The 23,879-nt window shown below is 34.9% G+C and carries 26 protein-coding genes and 1 other annotated feature; of the genes, 22 read left to right on the plus strand and 4 right to left on the minus strand.

Going from position 1 to position 23,879, the window contains the following annotated elements:
- Nucleotides 1–7 precede the first annotated feature (7 nt).
- Entirely contained in the window at nt 8–136 is a 129-nt protein-coding gene (locus HFD15_RS14495; RefSeq protein ID WP_003132356.1) for a hypothetical protein, read from the minus strand.
- A 250-nt stretch (nt 137–386) separates the two neighbouring features.
- Nucleotides 387–512: a sequence feature (ribosomal protein L20 leader region), on the plus strand.
- An 86-nt stretch (nt 513–598) separates the two neighbouring features.
- Here HFD15_RS14495 and infC point away from each other — a divergent pair.
- The 11 genes from infC to HFD15_RS00415 all read left to right on the plus strand — a co-directional run bounded on the left by infC (nt 599) and on the right by HFD15_RS00415 (nt 11,337).
- Nucleotides 599–1,093, plus strand: a complete 495-nt coding sequence (gene infC, locus HFD15_RS00365) for a translation initiation factor IF-3 (RefSeq protein WP_003132354.1) — start codon at nt 599–601, stop codon at nt 1,091–1,093.
- 128 nt (nt 1,094–1,221) lie between these two features.
- A complete protein-coding gene (gene rpmI / locus HFD15_RS00370) occupies nt 1,222–1,422 on the plus strand; it encodes a 50S ribosomal protein L35 (protein WP_003132353.1) in 201 nt (66 codons plus the stop codon).
- A gap of 161 nt (nt 1,423–1,583) precedes the next feature.
- Complete coding sequence (gene rplT / locus HFD15_RS00375; RefSeq protein ID WP_003132352.1) at nt 1,584–1,943, plus strand: 50S ribosomal protein L20; 360 nt, start codon at nt 1,584–1,586, stop codon at nt 1,941–1,943.
- Nucleotides 1,944–2,168: 225 nt separating this feature from the next.
- On the plus strand, nt 2,169–3,185 hold the full coding sequence (oppD, locus tag HFD15_RS00380) for a murein tripeptide/oligopeptide ABC transporter ATP-binding protein OppD (protein WP_167593481.1): 1,017 nt from the start codon (nt 2,169–2,171) through the stop codon (nt 3,183–3,185).
- Nucleotides 3,182–4,141, plus strand: a complete 960-nt coding sequence (gene oppF, locus HFD15_RS00385) for a murein tripeptide/oligopeptide ABC transporter ATP-binding protein OppF (RefSeq protein ID WP_081200055.1) — start codon at nt 3,182–3,184, stop codon at nt 4,139–4,141. Before oppD ends, oppF begins: the two co-directional genes overlap by 4 nt.
- Nucleotides 4,122–5,081 (plus strand): murein tripeptide/oligopeptide ABC transporter permease OppB, encoded by a 960-nt coding sequence (gene oppB / locus HFD15_RS00390; protein WP_021722649.1) that lies wholly within the window; start codon nt 4,122–4,124, stop codon nt 5,079–5,081. The genes oppF and oppB overlap by 20 nt, the downstream gene beginning before the upstream one ends.
- Nucleotides 5,082–5,090: 9 nt before the next feature.
- Nucleotides 5,091–5,975, plus strand: a complete 885-nt coding sequence (gene oppC, locus HFD15_RS00395; RefSeq protein WP_043735900.1) for a murein tripeptide/oligopeptide ABC transporter permease OppC — start codon at nt 5,091–5,093, stop codon at nt 5,973–5,975.
- A 105-nt stretch (nt 5,976–6,080) separates the two neighbouring features.
- The gene (locus HFD15_RS00400) at nt 6,081–7,883 is read left to right on the plus strand and encodes an oligopeptide ABC transporter substrate-binding protein (RefSeq protein WP_167593483.1); all 1,803 of its coding nucleotides are present in this window, start codon (nt 6,081–6,083) and stop codon (nt 7,881–7,883) included.
- Nucleotides 7,884–8,085: 202 nt separating this feature from the next.
- Complete coding sequence (locus HFD15_RS00405) at nt 8,086–8,832, plus strand: tyrosine-protein phosphatase (RefSeq protein WP_167593485.1); 747 nt, start codon at nt 8,086–8,088, stop codon at nt 8,830–8,832.
- Nucleotides 8,833–8,903: 71 nt separating this feature from the next.
- Nucleotides 8,904–9,905, plus strand: coding sequence for a choloylglycine hydrolase family protein (locus HFD15_RS00410; RefSeq protein ID WP_167593487.1), 1,002 nt, complete (start codon nt 8,904–8,906; stop codon nt 9,903–9,905).
- 139 nt (nt 9,906–10,044) lie between these two features.
- A complete protein-coding gene (locus tag HFD15_RS00415; protein WP_010906160.1) occupies nt 10,045–11,337 on the plus strand; it encodes a hemolysin family protein in 1,293 nt (430 codons plus the stop codon).
- Nucleotides 11,338–11,390: 53 nt separating this feature from the next.
- On the opposite strand, the gene HFD15_RS00420 is transcribed toward HFD15_RS00415, so the two are convergent.
- Complete coding sequence (locus HFD15_RS00420) at nt 11,391–11,828, minus strand: universal stress protein (RefSeq protein ID WP_010906159.1); 438 nt, start codon at nt 11,826–11,828, stop codon at nt 11,391–11,393.
- Between the two features lie 228 nt (nt 11,829–12,056).
- Here HFD15_RS00420 and HFD15_RS00425 point away from each other — a divergent pair, with 228 nt between their 5' ends.
- The 10 genes from HFD15_RS00425 (at nt 12,057) to HFD15_RS00470 (ending at nt 22,270) form a co-directional block, all read left to right on the plus strand.
- The gene (locus HFD15_RS00425; RefSeq protein ID WP_023189077.1) at nt 12,057–14,432 is read left to right on the plus strand and encodes an ATP-dependent DNA helicase DinG; all 2,376 of its coding nucleotides are present in this window, start codon (nt 12,057–12,059) and stop codon (nt 14,430–14,432) included.
- Between the two features lie 134 nt (nt 14,433–14,566).
- Nucleotides 14,567–15,010 (plus strand): DUF5590 domain-containing protein, encoded by a 444-nt coding sequence (locus HFD15_RS00430; RefSeq protein ID WP_003130291.1) that lies wholly within the window; start codon nt 14,567–14,569, stop codon nt 15,008–15,010.
- Nucleotides 15,007–16,188, plus strand: coding sequence for a pyridoxal phosphate-dependent aminotransferase (locus HFD15_RS00435; protein ID WP_003130293.1), 1,182 nt, complete (start codon nt 15,007–15,009; stop codon nt 16,186–16,188). The genes HFD15_RS00430 and HFD15_RS00435 overlap by 4 nt, the downstream gene beginning before the upstream one ends.
- Complete coding sequence (locus HFD15_RS00440) at nt 16,185–16,496, plus strand: hypothetical protein (protein ID WP_058208849.1); 312 nt, start codon at nt 16,185–16,187, stop codon at nt 16,494–16,496. The genes HFD15_RS00435 and HFD15_RS00440 overlap by 4 nt, the downstream gene beginning before the upstream one ends.
- Nucleotides 16,497–16,543: 47 nt before the next feature.
- Nucleotides 16,544–17,887: an asparagine--tRNA ligase gene (gene asnS, locus HFD15_RS00445; protein ID WP_029344376.1), complete on the plus strand. Its 1,344-nt coding sequence runs from the start codon at nt 16,544–16,546 to the stop codon at nt 17,885–17,887.
- 142 nt (nt 17,888–18,029) lie between these two features.
- Complete coding sequence (locus HFD15_RS00450) at nt 18,030–18,485, plus strand: hypothetical protein (protein WP_023189074.1); 456 nt, start codon at nt 18,030–18,032, stop codon at nt 18,483–18,485.
- Nucleotides 18,486–18,509: 24 nt separating this feature from the next.
- Nucleotides 18,510–18,857 carry a nucleoside triphosphate pyrophosphohydrolase family protein gene (locus HFD15_RS00455; protein WP_012898400.1) on the plus strand — a complete coding sequence of 116 codons (348 nt, stop codon included), beginning with the start codon at nt 18,510–18,512 and terminating at the stop codon, nt 18,855–18,857.
- Entirely contained in the window at nt 18,854–19,489 is a 636-nt protein-coding gene (locus tag HFD15_RS00460; RefSeq protein ID WP_010906154.1) for a thiamine diphosphokinase, read from the plus strand. The genes HFD15_RS00455 and HFD15_RS00460 overlap by 4 nt, the downstream gene beginning before the upstream one ends.
- Nucleotides 19,490–19,520: 31 nt before the next feature.
- A complete protein-coding gene (locus HFD15_RS00465) occupies nt 19,521–20,438 on the plus strand; it encodes a Gfo/Idh/MocA family protein (RefSeq protein WP_058208850.1) in 918 nt (305 codons plus the stop codon).
- Nucleotides 20,439–20,920: 482 nt separating this feature from the next.
- Nucleotides 20,921–22,270: an amino acid permease gene (locus tag HFD15_RS00470; RefSeq protein ID WP_167593489.1), complete on the plus strand. Its 1,350-nt coding sequence runs from the start codon at nt 20,921–20,923 to the stop codon at nt 22,268–22,270.
- A gap of 13 nt (nt 22,271–22,283) precedes the next feature.
- On the opposite strand, the gene HFD15_RS00475 is transcribed toward HFD15_RS00470, so the two are convergent.
- Together HFD15_RS00475 and HFD15_RS00480 are read right to left on the minus strand one after the other, a co-directional pair.
- Entirely contained in the window at nt 22,284–22,598 is a 315-nt protein-coding gene (locus tag HFD15_RS00475; protein WP_010906152.1) for a GIY-YIG nuclease family protein, read from the minus strand.
- Complete coding sequence (locus tag HFD15_RS00480; RefSeq protein ID WP_058208852.1) at nt 22,595–23,119, minus strand: histidine phosphatase family protein; 525 nt, start codon at nt 23,117–23,119, stop codon at nt 22,595–22,597. Before HFD15_RS00480 ends, HFD15_RS00475 begins: the two co-directional genes overlap by 4 nt.
- A 68-nt stretch (nt 23,120–23,187) precedes the next feature.
- On the opposite strand from HFD15_RS00480, the gene HFD15_RS00485 reads away from it, so the two are divergent.
- Complete coding sequence (locus tag HFD15_RS00485; RefSeq protein ID WP_012898396.1) at nt 23,188–23,826, plus strand: hypothetical protein; 639 nt, start codon at nt 23,188–23,190, stop codon at nt 23,824–23,826.
- Nucleotides 23,827–23,879: the final 53 nt, after the last annotated feature.

Here is a 23,879-nt window from a genome sequence, read left to right on the forward strand (position 1 = left end):
TCTATTTTTAATTTGATGCTGATGACACTTGAAAAAGTCGTAGAGAATTGTCATCCATCACTTGATAGGTTTTGAGTTGATTGGGAGTTTCTGTAGCACTGGTATTAAAAATTGTAATGAGTTGAATATCTGACATTTTATTCTCCTTTCGATAACTTTAATTTATTATAATTATTTTATCATTTTATTTTCATTTTATTGAATGATATGGTGTTCGAAATTATAGAAAAAATGTTGAATTGACAAGACTAAAGCCATATTCTAAAATTGTATTCTATAAGTGCCAAAAAATTAGAATTATAACCAGAATTAGAGATAAATTTCACTATAAATAATAAAAAAAATTAGGACTTGACAAGTCTTTAAATAATTGATAGAATAATAGAGTTGAAAAGCAGAAGCACCCGCTTCTCGCCTTAGAGGTTATAGCCCTGGGCAAACGAATGGAATTATTCAAAAACGAATGTTTTCATGAGCGGGGCGAGATTGTCGTTCCGCTTTTGTTTTTCTTTAAAAAAGAAGTTGCCTAAATCTTAGTCAACTTTCACATCATATTAGAAGGAGAACGAACATAGCTAAACAAGACAATAGAAAACCTATGATGAACGGTGCAATCCGTGCTCGTGAGGTTCGTCTCATTGGCGCTGAGGGTGAACAATTAGGTGTCACACCAACGTCTGAGGCGCTAATGCAAGCTGAAAATCTTAACATGGACTTGGTTTTAATTTCAAACCAAGAACCACCTGTTGCAAAAATCATGGATTATACAAAATTCATGTTTGAGCAAAAGAAAAAACAAAAAGAAGCAAAGAAAAAACAAGCTGTTGTTTCTGTAAAAGAAGTCCGTTTGTCACCAGTAATTGACCAAAACGACTTTGATACAAAGCTTCGTCAAGCCATCAAGTTTCTTGAAAAAGGCGATAAAGTTAAGGTTTCAATCCGATTTAAAGGTCGGATGATTACTCACCAAGATGTGGGTCGTCAAGTAATGGACAAGTTCGCGCAAGCAACAAAAGAAGTTGCTGTTGTTGAACAAAGAGCCAAAATGGATGGTCGTCAAATGTTCTTGCAACTTGCACCTATTAAAAAATAGGTCTTAACAAGACAACCATCTGAAAGGTTAACCTTTCACCTCTCTATTCGTTGAAAACGAATGTTTAAAATGAATAGAGGTGCAGAATAATTTTTTCTGCCAACTGATATAAATTAAGGAGAATTACAATGCCAAAACAAAAAACTCACCGCGCATCTGCTAAACGTTTCAAACGTACAGGTAACGGCGGTCTTAAACGCTTCCGTGCTTACACTTCTCACCGTTTCCACGGTAAAACTGTAAAACAACGTCGTCAACTTCGTAAATCTTCTATGGTTTCTAAAGGGGACTTCAAACGTATCCGTCGCATGGTTGCGACAATGCGTTAAGCGAACATTGTTCGCTGCATTGGAGCAATCCTCGCAGGAGCGTAAGCGACTAAGAGGGACAATGAAATAAGTCATCTAATTTTCTTGCTCCAACTCAATAAAAAAATAAATTTGTCATTATGACAAAATTGAAATCTACTAAGAATTAAAGGAGAACACACATGGCACGTGTTAAAGGTAGCGTTGCAACTCGCAAACGCCGTAAACGTATTTTAAAGCTCGCTAAAGGTTACTACGGAGCTAAACATAAACTCTTCAAGACTGCTAAAGAGCAAGTCATGAATTCATACTACTACGCATTCCGCGATCGTCGTCAAAAGAAACGCGACTTCCGTAAATTATGGATTGCACGTATCAACGCAGCTGCACGTATGAATGGTCTTTCATACAGCAAATTGATGCACGGTTTGAAATTAGCTGATATCGAAGTAAACCGTAAAATGCTTGCTGACATCGCAATCGCTGATGCTGCTGCATTTACTGCACTTGCTGAAGAAGCAAAAAAAGCTTTGGCTAAATAATTATCTTAAAAAATCTGCTGGTTTTCTAGCAGATTTTTTATATTTTAAGCAGACACTCTCTTAATTATGACATTAGGGGAGTGTTTTTTTATTCCGAATATACTAAATTGTTGCAAAAATTAATAAAAAAGAATATAATACCGTAAGTCCTTGTTTTGAAACAAAAGTAATTTGTTTTCAATAAAAGACATTAAGTATAAATAAGAATACAGGATGGAGGTAAATGTGGAAAGTGAAAATATTTTGGAAACAAAACAAGTGAGTGTTGCTTTTCGAATTGCTGGTAAATTTCAAAAAGCAATTTATGATATTGATTTAAGTCTTAGACGTTGTGAAGTTTTAGCCATTGTTGGGGAATCAGGTTCTGGGAAGTCAACTTTTGCAACTGCTGTTATGGGATTACATAACCCAAATCAAACTCAAATTACAGGCTCCATTTTATTGGATGATGAAGAAGTGATTGGTAAAACGGGTGATTCCATGGCAAGTATTCGAGGAAGTAAAGTTGGAATGATTTTTCAAAATCCACTCACTGCGCTTAATCCATTGATGAAAATTGGGCAGCAAATCAAGGAAATGTTGGCCGTGCATGATGTTTATCCAGAAAATCAGTATGAAAGTAGAATCTTTCAACTTTTAGAACAAGTAGGAATTCCAAATCCTAAAAGAGTCGTTAATCAATTTCCTCACCAACTTTCAGGCGGGATGAGACAAAGAGTAATGATTGCAATAGCCATTGCCAATGACCCAGATTTGATTATTGCTGATGAGCCAACGACTGCTTTAGACGTTACTATTCAAGCTCAGATTTTAGACTTGATTTTAGAAGTACAAAAGAAGAAGAATGCTGGGGTTATTCTAATTACTCATGATTTAGGAGTTGTTGCTGAAGTTGCTGATACAGTGGCGGTGATGTATGCTGGACAACTCGTCGAAAAAGCTTCTGTTGAAGAGCTTTTTCAAAATCCCAAACATCCATACACCCGGTCACTTTTGCGTTCAAATCCATCTGCCGAAACAGTTTCGGATGATTTATATGTGATTCCAGGGTCTGTGCCTTCTCTGTCAGAAATTGAGTATGACAAAGATTTATTTCTCGCTCGAGTGCCTTGGATGAAAGAAGAAGCTCAAAAAGTAATTTCGGAAAAAATGACTGAAATTTCTCTAAATCATTTTGTTCGAGGTCAGGCTTGGAAAAAATTTGAATTTCCAGATCAAAAATTGAAAGGGGGTGAAAAGTGAGCGAAATTCTTAATTTAAAGGACTTAAAAGTTTATTATCCTATTCGATCTGGTTTCTTTAATCGAGTGACAGATAATGTTTTAGCCGTTGATGGAGTAGATTTAACGATTCATGAAGGAGAAACTGTCGGTTTAGTTGGTGAATCTGGCTCTGGAAAATCAACGATTGGTAAAACAATTGTTGGTTTAGAACAAATGACATCAGGACAATTGATTTACAAAGGACAAGATGTCAGCAAAAAAAAGATAAGAAACCAGCTCAAATACAATAAAGATGTTCAAATGATTTTTCAAGATGCATTTTCGAGTTTGAATCCACGGAAAACAATTTACGATATCATTGCGGAGCCTATTCGAAATTTTGAAAAATTAGATGCTAAGACAGAAAATAAACGGATTCATGAATTATTGGATATTGTTGGACTACCTAAACAAGCTTTAGAACAGTATCCTTTCCAATTTTCTGGAGGTCAACAACAAAGAATTGGAATCGCACGGGCAGTTGCTACTAATCCTAAGTTAATTGTGGCAGATGAACCAGTTTCGGCATTAGACTTATCTGTTCAAGCTCAGGTTTTGAATTTCATGAAGCTCATTCAAAAAGACTTGGGAATTGCGTTTCTTTTTATTTCTCATGATTTAGGGGTTGTCCGCCATATGACCGATAATATTGCAGTCATGCACAACGGTCGAATTGTCGAAAAAGGAACACGAAGAGATATTTTTGATGAGCCACAGCACATTTATACTAAACGACTCTTATCTGCTATCCCTTCGATTGATGTTACAAGAAGAGCGGAAAATCGGAAAAACCGTCTAAAAGTTGAACAAGACTTTGAGGATAAAAAAGCAAACTTTTATGATAAAGACGGACACGCTTTGCCCTTACAAAAATTAAGTGAAAGTCATTGGGCTGCTTTGCCAAAAGGAGGGGAAAATGTGGAAAGTAATTATTAGACGTATTTTATTGATGATTCCTCAATTATTTATCTTGAGTATTCTTATTTTCTTCTTTGCTAAATTGATGCCTGGTGATCCTTTTTCAGGGTTGATTGGTCCTCATACCGACCCACATGAAGTTGAAGCATTAAGACGGGCAGCAGGTTTATATGACCCTTGGTGGGAGCAGTATCTCAGGTGGCTAGGGAATGCCATACATGGGAATTTAGGAATGTCCTATAATCTCAAAGAGCCCGTGATGACTGTCATTGGACATAGAGCGGTTAATACTTTTTGGATGTCACTTTTGTCAGTTATTTTAACTTACTTATTTGCTATTCCAATGTCGATAGTTGCAGCTCGAAATGAAGGAAAATGGCAAGACCAATTGTGGTTGACCTATAATTCAATTACTTTTGGTATTCCACCTTACGTATTCTATCTCTTGATTATCTTTATCTTTGGTTATAGTCTTAATTGGTTTCCGACAGGTGGGACGGTAAGTCCAAATGCGATGGGAACCATTCCTGTTTTCTTTAGTAAGATTTATCATATGATTCTTCCGGCTTTTAGTTTGGCGGTCTTTGGAACAGTTGGAATCTTTACTTACTTCCGGTCAGGAATTTTAGATGAACAAACACAAGATTATGTACGAACGGCTCGAGCCAAAGGGGTTAAGGAAAAAGTGATTTTTAGACGTCATATTTTGAGAAATGCCTCATTACCAATTGCTTCTAATTTTGGATTTGTGATTACTGGACTCTTGGGAGGAGCAATCTTTGCTGAAACAATTTTTGGCTATCCTGGCTTAGGACAACTTTTTATTACTTCAATCACTGGGCGAGATTATTCAATGATTACGGCTTTGATTTTATTAAATGGTTTTTTGGGACTTCTTGGAGCCCTCCTGTCGGATATTATCATGGCAATGGTTGACCCACGAATTCGGATTCAATAAGGAGTGAAAATGACAGAAAAAAAACACAAAAATTCTTTATCATTAGTTCACTCAATCAAAGAAGAACTAAAGAATGACAAATTAGCACTGATTTCAGCACTTTTCCTAGTTGCTGTCTTTCTAATCGTTTATATTTACTCGATGTTTTTAAAACAATCAAATTATGTTGATGTTAATATTATGGACCAGTATCTTGCACCACTGACAAATGGACATTTACTGGGAACTGATAATGGTGGTCGAGATATCATCATGATGTTAATGATTTCTGCACGAAACTCTTTCAATATCGCTTTTGCAGTTACACTTATTACTTTAGTTGTAGGAAATATCTTAGGGGTAATTACGGGCTACTTTGGCGGACGGTTTGATTTAATCTTCATGCGTTTCACTGACTTTGTTATGATTTTACCATCATTGATGATCATTATTGTTTTTGTAACTATCATCCCACGTTTTAATTCTTGGTCTTTGATTGGGATTATCAGTATCTTTAGTTGGATAGGGACAACTCGTTTAATTCGGGCAAGAACAATGACCGAAGTCAATCGAGATTATGTTCGAGCATCAAAAACTTCGGGAACCTCTGATTTTAAAATTATGTTTCGGGAAATATGGCCCAACTTGTCCACCTTAGTCATTGCTGAAGCAACGCTTGTTTTTGCTGGAAATATTGGTTTAGAAACAGGGCTTTCTTTCTTAGGTTTTGGACTTCCAGCAGGGACACCATCTTTGGGGACAATGATAAATGAAGCGACTAATCCAGAAACAATGACTGATAAGCCTTGGACTTGGGTTCCAGCAACAGTGGTCATCCTAATTGTGGTGCTTGCCATTATCTTTATTGGAAATGCGCTAAGACGAGTAGCTGACCAAAGGCAATCGTTAAGATGAACATCATTCAAAAGTTATAAAGGATGTTTATCTATTAAAAATGGATATGATAAATTAAATATTATATTGAAGTAAGAACTAAAAAGAAATTATTGGAGAACTAAGATGAAAAAATTAAAAGTAACTTTATTGGCAAGTAGTGTAGTTTTAGCAGCTGCACTCCTAAGTGCTTATGGCTCTAACCAGAACTCAAGTACAAGTACCAAAAAATTAAAAGCGGGGAATTTTGATGTTGCTTATCAAAATCCGGACAAGGCAATCAAAGGTGGGAATTTAAAGATTGCTTATCAAAGTGACTCACCGATGAAAGCTGAATGGTTGGCTCCACTTTCAGATGATGCTACCTTTGGTTCTATGTCTAGCCCTGGTGGTGGGCAAGATGGTCTCTTCTTTACCAACAGTTCATTTAAATATATCAATGGTGGGCCTGCTAATGTAAGTCTTGACAAAGATGCAAAAACAGCAACGATTACCTTGCGTAAAGATTTGAAATGGTCTGATGGCTCAGAAGTGACAGCTAAAGACTATGAGTTCAGTTATGAGCTTACCGCTAATCCTGCTTATGGTTCCGACCGTTGGACTGATTCTCTGGCAAATATTGTTGGCTTGAGTGATTATCATGCGGGTAAAGCTAAAACAATCTCAGGGATTACTTTCCCAGATGGTGAAAACGGAAAAGTCATCAAGGTTCAATTTAAAGAAATGACGCCTGGAATGAATCAAACAGGAAATGGTTATTTTCTTGAAACTGTAGCTCCTTATCAATATTTGAAAGATGTCGCCCCTAAAGATTTGGCTTCTAGTCCAAAATCGACAACAAAACCTTTGGTTACAGGCCCTTTTAAACCGGAAAATGTGGTTGCTGGTGAATCTATTAAATATGTCCCAAATCCTTACTATTGGGGTGAAAAACCAAAATTAAATTCAATTACTTATGAAATTGTATCAACCGCTAAATCAGTCGCGGCCCTTTCTGCTCACAAATATGATTATATCAATGATATGCGCGCAAGCCAGTATAAACAGGTGAAAGATGTCAAAGGCTATAAAGTTTTGGGTCAACAAGAATTATATATTAGTTTGATGTATTATAATCTTGGTCACTATGATGTGAAAAAGTCAATTAGTGTTCAAGACCGCAAAACACCTTTGCAAGATCAAAATGTTCGTGAAGCCCTTGGTTATGCTCGAAATGTCGCAGCAGTTCAAGCAAAATTCTCTAATGGACTTGCCACACCTGCTAATGGATTGATTCCACCAATCTTCAAAGAATTTACTAGCCCGTCAGTTAAAGGTTATGAAAAACAAGACCTTGATAAAGCGAATAAACTTTTAGATGAAGACGGTTGGAAACTCAATAAATCTACAGGCTATCGTGAAAAAGATGGAAAAGAATTATCGCTTGTTTATGCAGCTCGTGTATGTGATGCAAACTCCGAAACCATTGCCCAAAACTACATCCAACAATGGAAGAAGATTGGAGTAAAAGTAAGTCTTTATAATGGTAAATTGATGGAATTTAATTCTTGGGTTGGCCATATGACGACTCCTCCAGGATCAGATGATTGGGATATCACTGACGGTGCATGGTCACTCTCAGGAGAACCTTCTCAACAAGACTTGTTCTCAGCAGCGGCACCTTATAACTTTGGTCACTTTAATGACCCTGAAATTACAAAAGATTTGAATGATATTGATTCAACCAAAGCTGAGGATTCAACTTATCGTAAGGCTGCTTTTATTAAATATCAAAAAGATATGAATAAAAAGGCTTATGTTGTTCCAACGGCTTATGCTATCAACTACACCCCAGTTAACAAACGGGTAGTTGGGATGACGCTTGACTATGGTGCAATGAATACTTGGTCAGAAATTGGTGTTTCATCTGATAAGATGGCAACCAAATAGTTTTATTTAACTTTTGTTTACAAGTTTTTTTGTAAAAATACCCTCACTTTAGTTTTCGCAATTCTAAAGTCAAAGAAGCTCAAATTTATGATTTGAGCTTCTTTTGTTTGATGATTTTTAAGATTTGAACTTACGAATTTAAAAATTAATTCATTTAAAAATGCTATAATAAGCCTAACTAATAATTAATCGAGGAGGCAATATGCTAGTAAATTTTAGAGATATTCAGGCACAAAACTCAAAAGAATCCGGACTAAAAAAGAATATATTTTTTAGAGGAGGTCAGTTGACCGATTTAACAGCTGAGGATAAAAAAATTCTTACGAATAAATTCCAAATTGGGAAAATTTATGATTTTAGAGGGCAAGAAGAGGTCACTACTCAACCAGATGTTGAACTCAAAGGAATTAAATATGAAAATATAGATATTTTAGCTTCTGAAACTTCAGGAAATAATGGCTCTTTACAGGATATGATTATTAATGCCACAGATATTAGTGAGGCGATGATGAAAACTTATGAAAGTATCGTCATCAGTAAGTCTGCTTTAGAAGGATATCGAGCTTTTTTACTGGATCTTTTAGAGCAAAGACAAGCTGTTTATTTTCATTGTTTTGCTGGAAAAGATAGAACTGGATTTGCGGCTGCCTTGCTTTTAAGACTGGCAGGAGCTTCTGATGAGGAGATTATGAAGGATTATCTCAAAACGAATATTGCTCGCAAAGAGGTGAATCAAGAAATTATCAATTCATTGAAAGAAAAACTCACTGAAGACCAAATCGAGGGATTACAGATTGCTCTTACTGTGGATAAGAACTATTTATTTCATGCCAGAGAAATAATGAATGAAAATTTTGGTTCTTTTGAGGGCTACTTAAGTGAAGGACTCTCACTTGAGAAGGATTATATCGAGCATTTCCAAAGTATTTATTTAAATTATAAATTATAAAAAAGTGATTTTGAACTCTTTTGCTAATTGATGTATAATTAAGTTAATAGAATACATTGGAGGTACAAAAGATGATTGGATGTAGTAGTTTTACACTAGAGAGTCAAGATAATAAACATTTTCTTTCTCGTACAATGGATTTTCAAATAGAAATGGCGGAACAAATTCTTTTTATTCCAAGAAACAAGGAGATAGGAATTGCCCACTCTAATGAAGAGACAATTGAAACATCCTATGCTTGTTTAGGGATGGGTGCGATGGAAGAGGGTCATCCAGTACTCTTTGATGGAATCAATGAAAAAGGGTTAATGGGTGCGACTTTATATTTCCCAGGCTATGCTGACTATAGTGAGAATATCAAAAAAAATCAAAAGGGAATTTCACCTGATATGGTTATTCCAACGGTCCTCACTCAAGCTAGTAATTTAGAAGAAATCATTGATTTATTTGATAAAAAATTTGTTATTATTAATGATACTAATCCAACCTTAGGTCTTACGCCTCCTTTACATTTTATTTTTTCTGATTCTAGTGGTCAAAGTTTGATTATTGAACCAAGGCAAGGTGGACTTTCAATTATAAAAGATTCAATTGGAGTGATGACAAATAGTCCAGATTACCAATGGCACGAAACTAATTTAAGAAATTATCTTTCTTTTACACCTAATCAAAAAGAAAGTATCGAACTATTAGGAAAGATATTAAAACCATTTAGTCAAGGTTCAGGTACTTTTGGATTTCCAGGAGATTTTACGCCTCCTTCAAGATTTGTTAGAATGGCTTATTTAAAAAACTACGCTGAGAAACCAAGTAATGAATTAGCCGCTATTACGCTTTGTCACCATATATTAGAATCTGTAAGTATTCCAAAAGGAATTGTTATAACTGAGCATGGAGCAAGTGATTTCACTTGTTATTCGGCATATATGTGCTCAGAAACTCTAAGTTATTATTTTTCAACTTATGGTAATCAAAGAATCAGGAAAATAAGTTTGTCAGAATCCTTGAAAAATGAGAAGGAATTTAAAAACTTTCCTATTGTCAATGAGGAAGATATTTTAGAGTTAAATTGATAAATATTTAATCGAGTAAATAGGAGGGATATTCATTAAGTTCTTTGAATTCAAGAAGTATTTTTTAAATATTAGTTTTAAGTATAGCAATCCTAAAAAGAAATTCGAGAAATAATAGAGAGAAATTAAGGAAAAAATAGTGATTTTAAATTTATTTATAATAGTTTTAATGATTTTTCTTACGGCATTTTTTGTTGCGGCTGAATTTTCGCTGGTAAAAATACGTAAAAGTCGTTTAGAAACATTAGAAAAAGAAAATAATAAAAGGGCAAAATTAGCACTTAATATCGTCAATCACCTTGATTCTTATTTAAGTGCCTGTCAACTTGGAATCACTTTGACTTCGTTAGCAATTGGGTGGGTAGGTGAAAGTACAATGCATAGTATTTTAGCTCCCCTCTTGTCTTATGTTCCTCTACCTTCTGCGTTATTAGACAGCTTGTCTATTATTTTAGCCTTTTTATTAATTACTTTTGTTCATGTGGTAATCGGAGAACTTATTCCAAAATCTTTAAGTATTACAAAAACTGAAGGAGTTGTCTTAACGGTTGCTGCTCCGCTCCATTATTTTTATAAACTTACCTATCCTTTTGTGTGGTTATTAAATGCTTCAGCAAGTTCAATTGGTAAATTGTTTAATTTAAGTTTGGCTACTGAAGGTGATGAAATCCATTCAGAAGAAGAGTTAATTTTAATTGCTAATCAAAGTTTTATTAAAGGGGAAATCAACGAAAAAGAGTACGAATATCTCAATAATGTCTTTGAATTTGATGATTTGATAGCTAAGGATATCATGGTGTCGAGATTAGATATGGAGACGATTCCCGTTGATGTTTCGATTGAAGAAGCGTTAAAATTTGCGATTAAAAAAGGGCACACTCGTTTCCCTATTATTGCTAAAACTAAAGATGATATTCTAGGCTATGTTACGCTCCAAAATTTGATTAAAGAGTATTTAACTGCTCCTGGTCAAGAAATAAAGAAAATCATGCAAGAACCCATTATATTTATTGATACTATTCCCGTAAAGTTATTACTCTCAGAGATGCAAAAAGAGCATAAACATTTTGCTATTTTATTGGACGAGTATGGTGGGACAAGTGGACTTGTGACAATTGAGGATATTCTTGAAGAGTTAGTTGGTGATATTCAGGATGAAGAAGATCATGAGAAAGAATTGGTAATAAAGCTTTCTCCGACTACTTATCAGGTAGATGGTAAATTGCTTTTATCTGAATTTGAAGAACTGTTTAATATTGATTTGGCTCAAAATAATTTAAGTAAAACGATTAGTGGGTTTATTACAAATTATTCACTAGAGCAAAATGAGCCACTTGAGGTGGGTCAGACTTTCGAATTTGATAATTTGAAAATTACTATTATTGAAATGGATAAAATTACTCCTCATATTTTAGAAGTTAAACGAGTGTAGATTGTATTTGAGGTATAAAAAAACGGAGCTTTAAGAGGCTCCGCTTTTTTATTTTATTGACGAACGACGAGGACATCGCATGGTGCATTTTTGATAATGTAATCCGCCACTGAACCGATAAAGATACGTTCAATGTAAGAAAGACCAGTAGCTCCAAGAACAATGAGGCTAATTTCTTCTTCTTTTGGAAGAGTTTGGCCAAGCATGACTTTTGGAGAACCGAATTCAACACGAGTTTTGACTTTTTTAACGCCAGCTTTTTTTGCTTCGTCAGCAAAGTCATTAATGAGGTTTTCAGCACCTTTGTGTGTATCATCAGCAACAACTGAATCATAGGCTGAGATAGATTGGAAGGCACGAAGGTCAATGACGTTAGCGATAACGAGTTCAGCATCGTTACGAAGTGCTGTTGCAACTGCTTTGTCAAAAGCTTTAGTAGCTTCTACCGAACCATCAATACCAACAAGGATTTTCTTATAGTTATCTAACATAGGCGACTCCTTCATAAGTTTTTATCTATATTTTAATTTTACTCTTATTTTGTCAATTTGTAAAAAGAAAACTGTTAAAAAATGGTTTATGGTATAATTGATGAAGTGAATTTCTTTAAAATAGTGGAAAAAATTACTGACAGAAATAGAAGTTCTCTATTGAAATTCTGTCAGCAAATTTTGATGACTTATGAACTTAAAGAAAACTGTAAGAAATAGGTGAAAAATATGACTCGATATGCTGTGGTGGATCTGGAAGCGACCGATGCTCATAGTAGTGAAAATAAAATTATACAGATTGGGATTGTTCTTGTTGAAGATGGAGAAATTGTTGAAACTTTTTCCACTGAAGTCAATCCACATGAACCTTTGCTTCCAAGGATTAGTGAACTGACAGGTTTGTCAGATAAACAGTTAAAGACGGCTCCTGAGTTTTCAGAAGTTGCTGGAAAAGTGCGAGAATTACTGACAGACAGTGTTTTTGTTGCTCATAATGCTAGGTTTGATTATGGACTTTTGGAAAAAAGTTTTCTTAATGCTGGCTTGGAATTTAATGAAATGCTGCGTGTCGATACAGTCGATTTGGCGCGTGTTTTTTATCCAACTTTTGAAAAATATGGTTTAGAATCATTGAGCGAAAAGTTAGATTTAGCGCATGACCATCCGCATGCCGCAGTTTCGGATGCGTATGCTACAGCTGAATTATTGCTGAAAATAGAAGCAAAAATCCAAAAGTTACCAAGAAGCGTTTTGGAAGAGTTGCTTAGACATTCGGACAATTTACTTTTTGAAAGTAAAACTTTTTTACAAGAGCAGTTGGATAAAACAAAAATTCGACCAGCTGGCTTTAAAGTGGTTCATAATATTGCGACGCGTAAGTTTAGGGCTTCTGTCAGTAAAAAAAGTCCACTGACAGACTTGTCAGCAAATTTTTCAGAAAATATCAGTAGATTGGGCTTAGCTTCTCGCTCAAAACAAGAAAAATTAGCTCATTTAATGGAAACAGAGCTTACACATTTACAAGCAAGTTTTATTGAGGCACCGACAGGACTTGGAAAAACTTATGGTTATTTACTGCCAATTTTGGCCTCAGGAAAAGGTTTGGTCGTTTCAACAGCAACCAAAGTTCTCCAAAAGCAATTAGTAAATGATGTGGCACCAAAACTTGGGAAAACATTTGGTTTAAAAATGGCCAAGATTGTTGGGACTAAAAATTACATTTCTCTGAGAAAATTTTCTGAGCTTTTATTAAATAATACTGACGGCAAAAATTTTGAAATTTTTAAAATGAAAATTTTAATTTGGCTGACAGAAACAAGGACAGGCGAATTGGATGAAGTTTCAAAAGTCATGACTAATGATGACTATTTTGAAGTCATTCGCCATGATGGCTATGTCAATACAAAACAGCTTCATTATGAACAAGATTTTTGGTTGAAAGCCCAAAAAGAAGCTGAACAGGCTGAAATTAAAGTGGTGAATCATGCCTATTTGATTGAACGTTTAGCTGACTATCCTGAAACTTTTTTGGAAAATCGTGTTCTTGTTGTTGATGAGGCTCAACAATTATTTCCTATCATGGAAAATGCGGGTCAAAAATCTTTAAAAATTACTGACGAACTGATAAAAATTGATGCTGAAACAAGTGAAAATCCCCAGCTGACCAAAAGGCTTCAAGAAAGTCTTGTTTTTCAGCTTAATAAAAAAGAGCTTGATTTAAATAAAATAAAGATAGATGCTGATGAACTTGGCTTGAGAAATCTGTCAGCACTTTTAGAAGCTGATAATCAAATTGTCTGGCGTGAAAATGGGATGCTTTATGCGAGTGACCAAGATTTTTATAATTTTGAACGATTGATTCCTAAAAATACCAAACTTTTTATGTTGGGAGCGACATTGTCATTATCTAAAGACAAACCGTCATTTCCTGACTTGCTTGGTTTTACAGACTATCGCTTTTTCAAAATTGAAGGAAATCAAGCCACTAATCAGCAATTGCTGACGGTGACAGATGCGCCTAATATCAAAAATCTAAGTTTAATTGATTATGCAGATTACACAGCAAATTCAATTGGAGAACTTTCAAAATTGAATTTGCCAATGGTGGTCTTATTTACTTCAAAAATGGCTTTGACTTTTGTTGCTGAGAAATTATCTGCTGAAGGGTTTGAGATTTTAGCACAAGATATTAATGGGAGTCCAGCCCAAATCAAGAAAAAGTTTGATAAAGGTGAAGGAAAAATTTTATTAGGTTTGGGTTCTTTTTGGGAGGGAGTCGATTTTGATAAGCAAAATCAAGTGATTCTTGTTATTCCAAGACTTCCTTTTGCAACGCCTGATGATATTTTAACTAAAAAATATGCGCAAAAGTTTGAAAATCCTTTCTATGATTTTAATGTTCCAATGGCAACTTTAAAATTACGTCAGGCCATTGGTCGGGTAAACCGTCGTAAAAATCAGTACTCAAGTATTGTCGTATTAGATAAAAGACTTGCAGGAAAATCTTACGCCAAAAGAATGCGAAAAAATCTTTCAGAAACTTTACCTGTAAAAATGCTGAATTTACTAGACACAATCAGCGAAATCAAGAATTTTTTGATATAATAAAACATGTTTAAGCAAAAACTTAAAATGGGAAATTGGACAAATTATTTTTTCCTAATCATGAGAAATTTTACTAATAAGCCTTCAAATAATCTTTGAAAAAAGATTTTCTCAAATTTTGAAAGAAGAAAAATATGAAAAAGCGAAAAATGACTCGACATTCGCAAATTATAATTGGAATTTTAGTGATAATTTTAGCCATTTATTTGTCTATCAGTCTTTTCTTTTGGAAGAGTCTAAATCCTTATCATTCCGTTCGAGCGCAAGCGATTGACATTGCCACAGAAAAAACAGATTTAGTTAAAGCGACAGGATTTGATATTGCTGCAACTGACACCGTGACTTATTCAATTGTTGGCCTTAATAAAGCGAATCAAGAAATTGGAATTCTAATTCCAAAAAAATCTGGTAAAATTAAAGAAGTTAAATTATCGCAAGGGGTTTCACCAGCAAGCTTAACGACAAAAGATACGAAATCAGTTGTCTTAGCGCTTTACAAAGGGAAACCGGCTTGGGAAGTAAATAATAGCAATGGTTTTAAAGTTTATGACTTTGAGTCAGGGAAAGAGTTGATATGAAAAAAAATTCTGATTTTGTATTAAAAATGGATGAGTCCGTCACTCTTGCTGCGGCAAATCGCGCAAAAGCATTAAAAGCACAAGGGCGAGATATTATTGACCTGACACTTGGTCAGCCAGACTTTCCAACACCAAAAATAATTGGTCAAGCAGCTATTGAAGCAATCGATAATGGCAAGGCGAGCTTTTATACACAAGCTGGTGGACTTCCAGAATTAAAAAATGCAGTTCAACATTATTGGACGCGTTTTTATAATTATGAAATTCAACCAAATGAAATATTGATTACAGCTGGAGCAAAGTTTGCCCTTTATGCTTACTTTATGGCAACTGTTGACCCTGACGATGAGGTAATCATTCCTGCTCCTTACTGGGTTTCTTATGTTGACCAAGTGAAAATGGCTGGAGGAAATCCGGTAATTGTAGAAGCCAAGCAAGAGAATAATTTTAAAGTTACGGTTGAGCAATTAGAAGAAGCAAGAACAAGTAAAAGTAAAATTTTATTACTCAATTCACCTTCTAATCCAACAGGGATGATTTATTCTAAAGAAGAATTAACAGCCATTGGAGAGTGGGCCCTTGCTCATGATTTATTAATTTTGGCAGATGATATTTATCATCGTTTAGTTTATAATGGAGCGGAATTTACAGCAATTTCAAGTCTATCTGATGAAATTCGGAAAAGAACGACAGTGATTAATGGTGTTTCTAAAACATTTGCAATGACTGGTTGGCGGATTGGACTAGCTGTAGGTGATCCAGAAATTATTTCTGCGATGACTAAGATTGCGAGCCAAACGACTTCTAATCCAACTGCTGTCGCTCAATACGCAGCAATAGAAGCTTTTGAAGAAAGAGATAATAGTTTTGAGATAATGCATGCAGCATTTGAAGAACGTTTAAATATCATTTATGGTCAACTTTCTGAGGTTCCAGGATTTGAACTTGTAAAACCAAATGGTGCTTTCTATTTATTCCCGAAAGTGACTAAGGCAATGGCGATGAAAGGCTATAGTGATGTGACTGATTTTACAACTGCTATTCTTGAAGAAGCAGGTGTAGCCTTGGTTACAGGAGCAGGTTTTGGTTCTCCAGAAAATGTGCGTTTGAGCTATGCAACAAGTCTTGAAAATTTAGAAGTTGCAGTGGCACGTTTAAAAGATTGGATGAATGAATGATCGATAAGAAAGAAGCAAAATCGGCCTATAAACTTTCAAAAAAAGTTGGAGCAGTTGTTGCTTATAAGAATCTCGAAACGAATGAACGCTATATTGATATAGCACCAGATTTAGCAGGTGTAAAAAATCGTTTTGAATTTGCCGAAAAAACGAAAATTGGCTTACCTTATGCCATTGAAAAAGCAGCGAAAACAGCTGATTTTGAATTGGAAGTTCTTGAAGAATTAGAAAAAGATGAGCTCCAAACCACTAAAGAATTCAAAGAAGATTTAAAAACTTTAAAAGAAATCTGGCTTGAAAAGTTATAAAAGTATTATTTAAAAATTATAAAATTAAAATATAGAAGGACTTATTTATGAAAGACTTAATTTCAATCATCGACGTCAAGGACCACGTTGGTGAAACAGTAAAAATCGGCGCTTGGGTTGCTGACAAATCAGGTAAAGGGAAACTTCAATTTCTTCAACTTCGCGATGGAACAGCATTTTTCCAAGCTGTTGTTTTCAAACCAAATATGATTGAAAAATTTGGTGAAGAAGAAGGAACAGCTAAATTTGATGAAATTAAACATCTCTCACAAGAAACTTCAGTTTATGTGACAGGTGTCGTTAAAGAAGATTCACGTTCAAAATTTGGTTATGAACTTGATGTGACTGATTTGGAAGTGATTGGTCAATCACATGATTATCCAATTACGCCAAAAGAACACGGCGTTGAATTCCTCCTTGATAACCGCCATTTATGGTTGCGTTCAAAACGTCAAATGGCAATGATGCAAGTGCGTAATGCAATCATCTATGCAAGTTATGATTTCTTTGCGAAAAATGGCTTCATTAAGTTTGATAGCCCAATTCTTTCAGGAAATGCTGCTGAAAACACAACAGAACTCTTTGAAACAGATTATTTTGGTAATTCTGCTTTCTTGTCACAATCAGGACAACTTTATCTTGAAGCAGGAGCAATGGCTCTTGGACGTGTTTTCGACTTTGGACCAGTATTCCGTGCTGAAAAATCAAAAACTCGTCGTCATTTGACAGAATTTTGGATGATGGATGCAGAATATCCATTTGTTACTCATGATGAATCATTGGATATTCAAGAAGCGTATGTGAAAGCTTTGATTCAAGGTGTTTTGGATAATGCTGCTTATGCTCTTGAAACACTTGAACGTGATACAAGCATGTTGCAAAAGTATATTGATACACCTTTCAAACGTGTTTCTTATGATGATGCTATTGATTTGTTGCAAGCACACGAAAATGATGAAGATACAGATTATGAGCATGTAGAACATGGGGATGACTTCGGTTCGCCTCATGAAACATGGATTTCAAATTACTATGGTGTTCCAACATTTATCGTCAACTATCCTGCAAGTTTTAAAGCTTTCTACATGAAACCAGTCCCTGGTAACCCAGAACGCGTTTTGTGTGCTGACCTTTTGGCTCCAGAAGGCTATGGCGAAATCATTGGTGGTTCAGAACGTGAAACTGATTATGATTTGTTACTTAAGAAAATTGCTGATTTCGGTTTAGATCCTAAAGATTATGATTGGTATTTAGAACTTCGTAAATTTGGTTCAGTTCCTCATGCTGGTTTCGGACTTGGTCTTGAACGTATGGTTACTTTTGTCGCTGGGACAGAACATATTCGTGAAGCAATTCCATTCCCACGTATGATTAACCGTATCCAACCTTAATAAAAATAAAAAACCTCTACTTTAAGAGGTTTTTTATTTTTACTATTAAGAGGTTTAATGCTAGTTTTAAAAGAATATTGTATGAAATGATTAATAAATTTGGAGAATGATAGCCTTTGCAAGACTGTGATATAATTAACTTATGAAAAATAAAGAAGAACCTCGGATGAAGTGGTCGGATGATGAATATGAAGCAATGATAGATTTGGCAACAAGGCAGTTAGCTGAGCGAATGGCTGAAAGAGCTTTGATGACTTATGAGATTTATAAATATGATTATCTTGGTTCGCAGTTTGTGGCCGATTTTATTGCAGAATTTGTCATTAGTGCTTATCGTTCATATTTAATCAAACCAGAAAATCTTGATGAAGAGGTGATGCTTTTATTATTTGTCAACATGGCTTATGAAAATATGCGAGGATTGCCAGATGAAGTGGCACAATACCACAGACTTTTTAGACAACTTTGTGACCTTTATTATGAACAAGGTTGTTTACGTCATGCTCTGATTGACGAAGCAGACTATCAGGAAATGGTTTTGGCAATTTTAGCTGATATTTTTATGGAAGTGAAAATGAGAAAAAAATTTAAAAAGTAATTTTGTAATCTTAAAGGGGAGAAGATGGATTTAGATGCTTACCAAAAAGCAATTATCAAATTTGATTTGAATGAAAAAATAGAGAGTCAAAATGAAGTAGATTTTGCATTTGTGGATAAAGTTTTGGGATTATCTGGTGAAGCAGGTGAAGTGGCTGACAAGGTAAAAAAAGTTATCCGCGACCAAGAGGGAAAGCTGTCAGTCAATGATAAAAAGGCCATCGGTCAGGAGCTTGGTGATATTCTTTGGTATGTAGCAACGAGTGCACGTTATCTAGGAATTTCTCTTGAACAAATTGCGAGTGAAAATATTGAGAAATTAGAGAGTCGATTGAGCCGTGGCAAGATTTCAGGCTCAGGGGATGAGAGATGAAAATATTGATTGTGGCTGGTTTGCCAGATTTTATACCTAATGAAAGTTTTGATAAATATATTGGTGTGGATAGAGGGTCACTATTTTTAGTGGAAAAAGGTTATCAATTGGCTCTAGCAATTGGTGATTTTGATTCTGTCAGTAAAATTGAACTTGAAAAAATTTCTGTCAGTACTGACAGATTGATTAAATTGCCTGCTGAAAAAGATTTGACAGATTTAGAAGCGGCTTTAGATTTTGTTTTAGAGTATTTTGCTGATGCGGAAATTGTAATTGCTGGTGCTTTAGGTGGACGTTTGGACCATTTACTGACCAATGCTTATTTAGCAACACGACCAAAATATCAAGCCCTCGCTCCAAAAATGACTTTAGTTGACCGACAAAATTTGGTGACCTATTTGTTGCCTGGTCAGCATTTACTAAAGAGAAAGCTAACTTACCAATATGTTGGATTTGTTCAAGTAGAAACAAAGGATAGTTTAGCCATTGAAGAAGCAAAATATCCTTTGAAAGCAGAGGATAATTTTAGTCAAATCTATGCTAGTAATGAATTTATCAGTGACCAAATGAAAGTTTCATTCAATCAGGGAATGGTCATTGTAATTTATTCAGGTGATTCGCATAAAAAATAAACAATAAGAGGTTAAGGAGAACGGAAAAAGTATGATTATTGGAGTCATTGGGGCAACATCAAATATTGCAAATAAGGCTTATTTACCAGTTTATGCGAAAATGCAGGCGGACCATCGTTTTATTTTGTATTCTCGTCAGTGGGAAAAAGCTGAAGAAGTTCGCAAACATTATAAATTTGAATATGCGACAGAGGACTTGTCAGCACTAGAAACTGTGAATTTGGTTATTATTCATGCGGCAACTTCCCAACATTTTGAGTTAGCTAAAAGATATTTGTCAGCGGGAGTTCCTGTTTTAATGGATAAACCTGTTTCAGAAAAATTAGCCGAAGTAAAAGAATTGCAAAAAATTGCTGACCAAAATAATACTTTATTTGTCGTCGCTTTTAATCGCAGATTTGCACCACAAACAGCTAAATTAAAAGCTCTCCCAGATAAAAATATGGTGAAAGTAAGTAAAAATTTAGCAAATTCTGCCAGTGAAAAAATTACATTTTTAATGTACGATATTTTTATTCACCCTCTGGACACCTTGATTTATTTGCTAGATGATGAGATTTTAGAAGTCAATTATTCATTAAAGAAGAATCAAGACGGGCAATTAACAAGAGCAATTGTTATGCTAGAAACAGCGACAACGAGTGGAATTGCCACAATGAACTTAGAAGCTGGTGCCTTTACTGAAGAATTTACAGTAGAAAGTCCTAGAGAAAGCCTTCGCTTGTCAGAACTGTGCGAACTTGAAAAATTTACAGGAATTGACCGTCAAAAATTTGGAATAAGTGGTTGGCAAAGTGCGACATACAATCGTGGTTTTGATGAAATTATTTCTGCCATGGTTCTAGCGGTTGAAAAATTTGATGGTCAAAATCGTCAAGAATTACTGACAGAACTTAAACAAGAAAATATTCTAAAATCCCACGAAATCATTGACCAAATGTTAAAATGAAAAGTTACTGACAGAAATATTAGCATATCTGTAAACTGCTAAAGCAGTCACAGCTATCCTATGACAGAAATATTAGACTATCTTAAAAATACTGACAGAGTTAAAAAATTTCTGTCAGTATTTTTTTAGGCTGAGCCTTGCATTATTGTCAATAAAAAAGTATAATTATAAAAAAATTAAGAAAAGGAGTCCGCATGACAACACAACAATCTAAAGTCTTTTATTTTTGGTGCAGATAGTTTGTGTTTATGCAATTGGCGTAGATACAACTTTTGAGTATACTCAAGTTTCTGCGCCGGGATTCAAAGAAGACCGGATAGTAAAAACTATCTGGTCTTTCTTTTTTAATTTTTTTACCCTTTCTTTCGACTCTAAAGTAAAATTAATCGTAAAGACCGACTCCAAGCAGGGTTTTGCTAGATGAATGGAAGGGAACTTATAAAAGAAAGCTTTGCTTTCACACATTAGAAAAGAGGAATTTTATGGAAAATTCTACAGGCTTGAAGTCTTCTTTAAAGACTCGCCACATTGTTATGCTCTCACTTGGGGGAGCGATTGGTTCAGGACTATTTTTAGGTTCTGGAAAAGTCATTGCACAGGCTGGGCCAAGTGTATTACTCTCATACATCTTAGCTGGAATGACACTTTATGTTGTCATGTATGGTGTTGGGAAAATGGTCATCCATCAAGATGAACATAAGGCTGGAATGGCCGGAGTTGTTGCTCCTTTTATTGGGGACCACTGGGCGCATTTTGCGGACTGGGTTTACTGGGCAACTTGGATAGCCGTCCTAATTGCAGAAGAAGCAGGGGTATCAACTTTCCTTGCCATGCTAATTCCTGGAGTGCCATTATGGGTTTTCGCCCTGATTGTAGCAGTTCTTGGAACAGCAATTAATCTCTGGTCAGTTAGAGCTTTTGCCGAAACGGAATATTGGCTTGCATTTATTAAAGTCGCTGTTATTTTAATTTTAATTGCACTCGGAATTTATTTATTAGTTATTAATGATGCTCATCTTGGTTTTGTTGCTGATACCGCTCAAAAAGTATCGACTAAAAGTACAGCACCAAGCTTTGCTCCTAATGGCTTTTCAGGATTTTTAACTTCATTATTGGTTGTTATTTTCTCATTTGGTGGTTCTGAATTGGCAGCAATTACAGTTGCTGAAACGGAAAATCCAAAAGTAGCGGTTCCGAGAGCTATTCGAGGTGTTTTAATTCGGATTATTAGTTTTTATGTTATTCCAATCTTTTTATTCTTGCATTTATTACCATGGAGCGAAGTTTCAAATCCAGATGCAGCAAGTCCATTTGCTACAATTTTTGCTCGAGTAGGAATTCCACACGCTGATAAAATCGTTCTCGTAATTATTGTTATTGCAATTTTCTCAGCGGTTAACTCAGCAATTTATGCCACTTCACGCTCACTCTATTCACGCATTCAAGGTTCAAATTCTTATGTGGGTCAAAGATTGGGCAAATTATCTAAAAATCAAGTCCCAACGAATGCGATTTTAGTTTCATCATTTGTTTTGTTTATTGGTGTACTTTTGTCAGCAATTTTGGGTGATGGATTCTGGCAATTTGTGGCTGGTTCGATTTCATTTACGATTTCAATTGTTTGGATTCTCCTTTTAGTCGCTGCTCTTGTTTTATATTTTAAACATAAAGAAGTAACGAATTGGTTTGTTAAGTTGGCAACACTTGTTGTGCTTATTGCTTTAACGATTATCTTCATCATGCATATTGTCACTAATCCATGGACTTTGTCAGTCTTTGCTCTAGTGATTTGCCTCCTTTCTTACTTTACTTACCGAAAGAAAAAAGCATAATAATAAAAAACATTCATTTTAAATGAATGTTTTTCTTTTGTTTGAGCTCTAGGTATTCAATAAACTTTTCTTTGATTAAATCATTTTTGATAAGTGACAATTTTTGTTTGCGAACAAGTTTATGTTTAAACCACCATTCACAAGACATGGCATCATTTTTATTATCAAAATCAACAGAGGCAAGCAGCTTAACTGGCAATCTTGTTTTTGTATATTTCGCCCCTTTACCAGAGTTATGAGTGGCGAGTCTTTTTTCTAAATCAGTGGTATAGCCACAGTAGAGAGTCTTATCTGAGCATTGTAAAATGTAAGTAAAATATTGGTTCATAAGTTTTTTTCTAAAATAGTGAGAAATTCAAAAGGAGTAAATTCATGAGTAGGCTCCCAAATCTTTTGAAATTGATTGATCATTCCATTGTGAGAAACAATGAGAATATTTTGAGCAGAAGGAAAAAGTTGAGGAAGTTTTTCTAAAAATATTTTAGCACGTTCATGAATAGAAGCAAGAGATTCAATACCTAAAGTAAGATTTTCTTCATTTTCTATATTAAGTTGTGCCCACTCTCGATTTTCTTTTGTTTGATTTTCCAATTTTCCAAGGCCTCGTTCACGTAATAAAGGTTCAAAGAGTAGTAAGGCTCCTATTTTATTAGAAATTATCATTGCAGTTTCCTTAGCACCTTGTAAATCTGATGATAAAATCAAGTCAAATTTTACTGACGAAAGTTTGTCAGCTAAAATTTCGGACTGTTGAATTCCTGTGCCAGTGAGAGGACTGTTCAACCAACCCGTCAGCAAATTTTGCTGAATACTTCGCGTTTCACCATGTCTGACTAAATATAATTTCATAGTCAGATTATACCATTTAACGTAGCCAAAGTTAAGAGCTAGCTTGCCATTCGTGGTATAATAAGAGTATGATTACTTCACTTACGATTCTTTCAAGTCTTGCAATAATTGTAACCGCAGTTATTGCTTTTGCGGAATATCAAGCTGGAAAAAGACGTCATTCAACCACTCTATCTATCGAAATGCTTCATAAGCAAAAAGACGATTTTATTAAATGGTTTTATGATTATCTTCATATCTCACAAGTGTTGATGCGAGTAACAATTCAACTTAACATGGACCGCTTAGAACAACGTCATTTTGAAAGTACAAATGACTCTAGTAATCAGCGACGCATTATTCGTATTAATGAGAATACGATGTCAAGAGATCGTAATGCAGCAGATTTAAATTATCAAATGATGCTTTTAAATCTGGTGATTGATGACCGTAAGCCTTATTTTGAAAATACTCAGATCAAGGTCCGCTCAAATTTTGAGACATTAATGCATGACATCAATGAATTTACAAGAAAAATTCATGTAGAGTATGATGAAAAAATGAAAGATACTGATGACGCAGGTTGTCGTTCTATAATGAATGAAGCTCGAAAGATGGCTAGAAATACGATGGAGGCTATCGAAAAATCTAATCATGAAATGGGTGAGCAAGTCAAACATGATATTCAAGCACTCGAAGATGAAGTAGAACATTATTTTAAAAAATAAAAAAACATGAATATACACCTTCACTATGGAGAAGACACCAATATCTGCAATCA

This window comes from Lactococcus sp. EKM203L, assembly GCF_011800585.1.
Taxonomy (GTDB): domain Bacteria; phylum Bacillota; class Bacilli; order Lactobacillales; family Streptococcaceae; genus Lactococcus; species Lactococcus lactis.

Excerpts from the sequence above, each read along its gene's own strand:
- HFD15_RS14495 (WP_003132356.1), bottom strand. The coding sequence starts at position 136 with ATGTCAGATATTCAACTCATTACAATTTTTAATACCAGTGCTACAGAA.
- infC (WP_003132354.1), top strand. The coding sequence starts at position 599 with ATGATGAACGGTGCAATCCGTGCTCGTGAGGTTCGTCTCATTGGCGCT.
- rpmI (WP_003132353.1), top strand. The coding sequence starts at position 1,222 with ATGCCAAAACAAAAAACTCACCGCGCATCTGCTAAACGTTTCAAACGT.
- rplT (WP_003132352.1), top strand. The coding sequence starts at position 1,584 with ATGGCACGTGTTAAAGGTAGCGTTGCAACTCGCAAACGCCGTAAACGT.
- oppB (WP_021722649.1), top strand. The coding sequence starts at position 4,122 with ATGTGGAAAGTAATTATTAGACGTATTTTATTGATGATTCCTCAATTA.
- oppC (WP_043735900.1), top strand. The coding sequence starts at position 5,091 with ATGACAGAAAAAAAACACAAAAATTCTTTATCATTAGTTCACTCAATC.
- HFD15_RS00400 (WP_167593483.1), top strand. The coding sequence starts at position 6,081 with ATGAAAAAATTAAAAGTAACTTTATTGGCAAGTAGTGTAGTTTTAGCA.
- HFD15_RS00405 (WP_167593485.1), top strand. The coding sequence starts at position 8,086 with ATGCTAGTAAATTTTAGAGATATTCAGGCACAAAACTCAAAAGAATCC.
- HFD15_RS00410 (WP_167593487.1), top strand. The coding sequence starts at position 8,904 with ATGATTGGATGTAGTAGTTTTACACTAGAGAGTCAAGATAATAAACAT.
- HFD15_RS00420 (WP_010906159.1), bottom strand. The coding sequence starts at position 11,828 with ATGTTAGATAACTATAAGAAAATCCTTGTTGGTATTGATGGTTCGGTA.
- HFD15_RS00425 (WP_023189077.1), top strand. The coding sequence starts at position 12,057 with ATGACTCGATATGCTGTGGTGGATCTGGAAGCGACCGATGCTCATAGT.
- HFD15_RS00430 (WP_003130291.1), top strand. The coding sequence starts at position 14,567 with ATGAAAAAGCGAAAAATGACTCGACATTCGCAAATTATAATTGGAATT.
- HFD15_RS00435 (WP_003130293.1), top strand. The coding sequence starts at position 15,007 with ATGAAAAAAAATTCTGATTTTGTATTAAAAATGGATGAGTCCGTCACT.
- HFD15_RS00440 (WP_058208849.1), top strand. The coding sequence starts at position 16,185 with ATGATCGATAAGAAAGAAGCAAAATCGGCCTATAAACTTTCAAAAAAA.
- asnS (WP_029344376.1), top strand. The coding sequence starts at position 16,544 with ATGAAAGACTTAATTTCAATCATCGACGTCAAGGACCACGTTGGTGAA.
- HFD15_RS00450 (WP_023189074.1), top strand. The coding sequence starts at position 18,030 with ATGAAAAATAAAGAAGAACCTCGGATGAAGTGGTCGGATGATGAATAT.
- HFD15_RS00455 (WP_012898400.1), top strand. The coding sequence starts at position 18,510 with ATGGATTTAGATGCTTACCAAAAAGCAATTATCAAATTTGATTTGAAT.
- HFD15_RS00460 (WP_010906154.1), top strand. The coding sequence starts at position 18,854 with ATGAAAATATTGATTGTGGCTGGTTTGCCAGATTTTATACCTAATGAA.
- HFD15_RS00465 (WP_058208850.1), top strand. The coding sequence starts at position 19,521 with ATGATTATTGGAGTCATTGGGGCAACATCAAATATTGCAAATAAGGCT.
- HFD15_RS00470 (WP_167593489.1), top strand. The coding sequence starts at position 20,921 with ATGGAAAATTCTACAGGCTTGAAGTCTTCTTTAAAGACTCGCCACATT.
- HFD15_RS00475 (WP_010906152.1), bottom strand. The coding sequence starts at position 22,598 with ATGAACCAATATTTTACTTACATTTTACAATGCTCAGATAAGACTCTC.
- HFD15_RS00480 (WP_058208852.1), bottom strand. The coding sequence starts at position 23,119 with ATGAAATTATATTTAGTCAGACATGGTGAAACGCGAAGTATTCAGCAA.
- HFD15_RS00485 (WP_012898396.1), top strand. The coding sequence starts at position 23,188 with ATGATTACTTCACTTACGATTCTTTCAAGTCTTGCAATAATTGTAACC.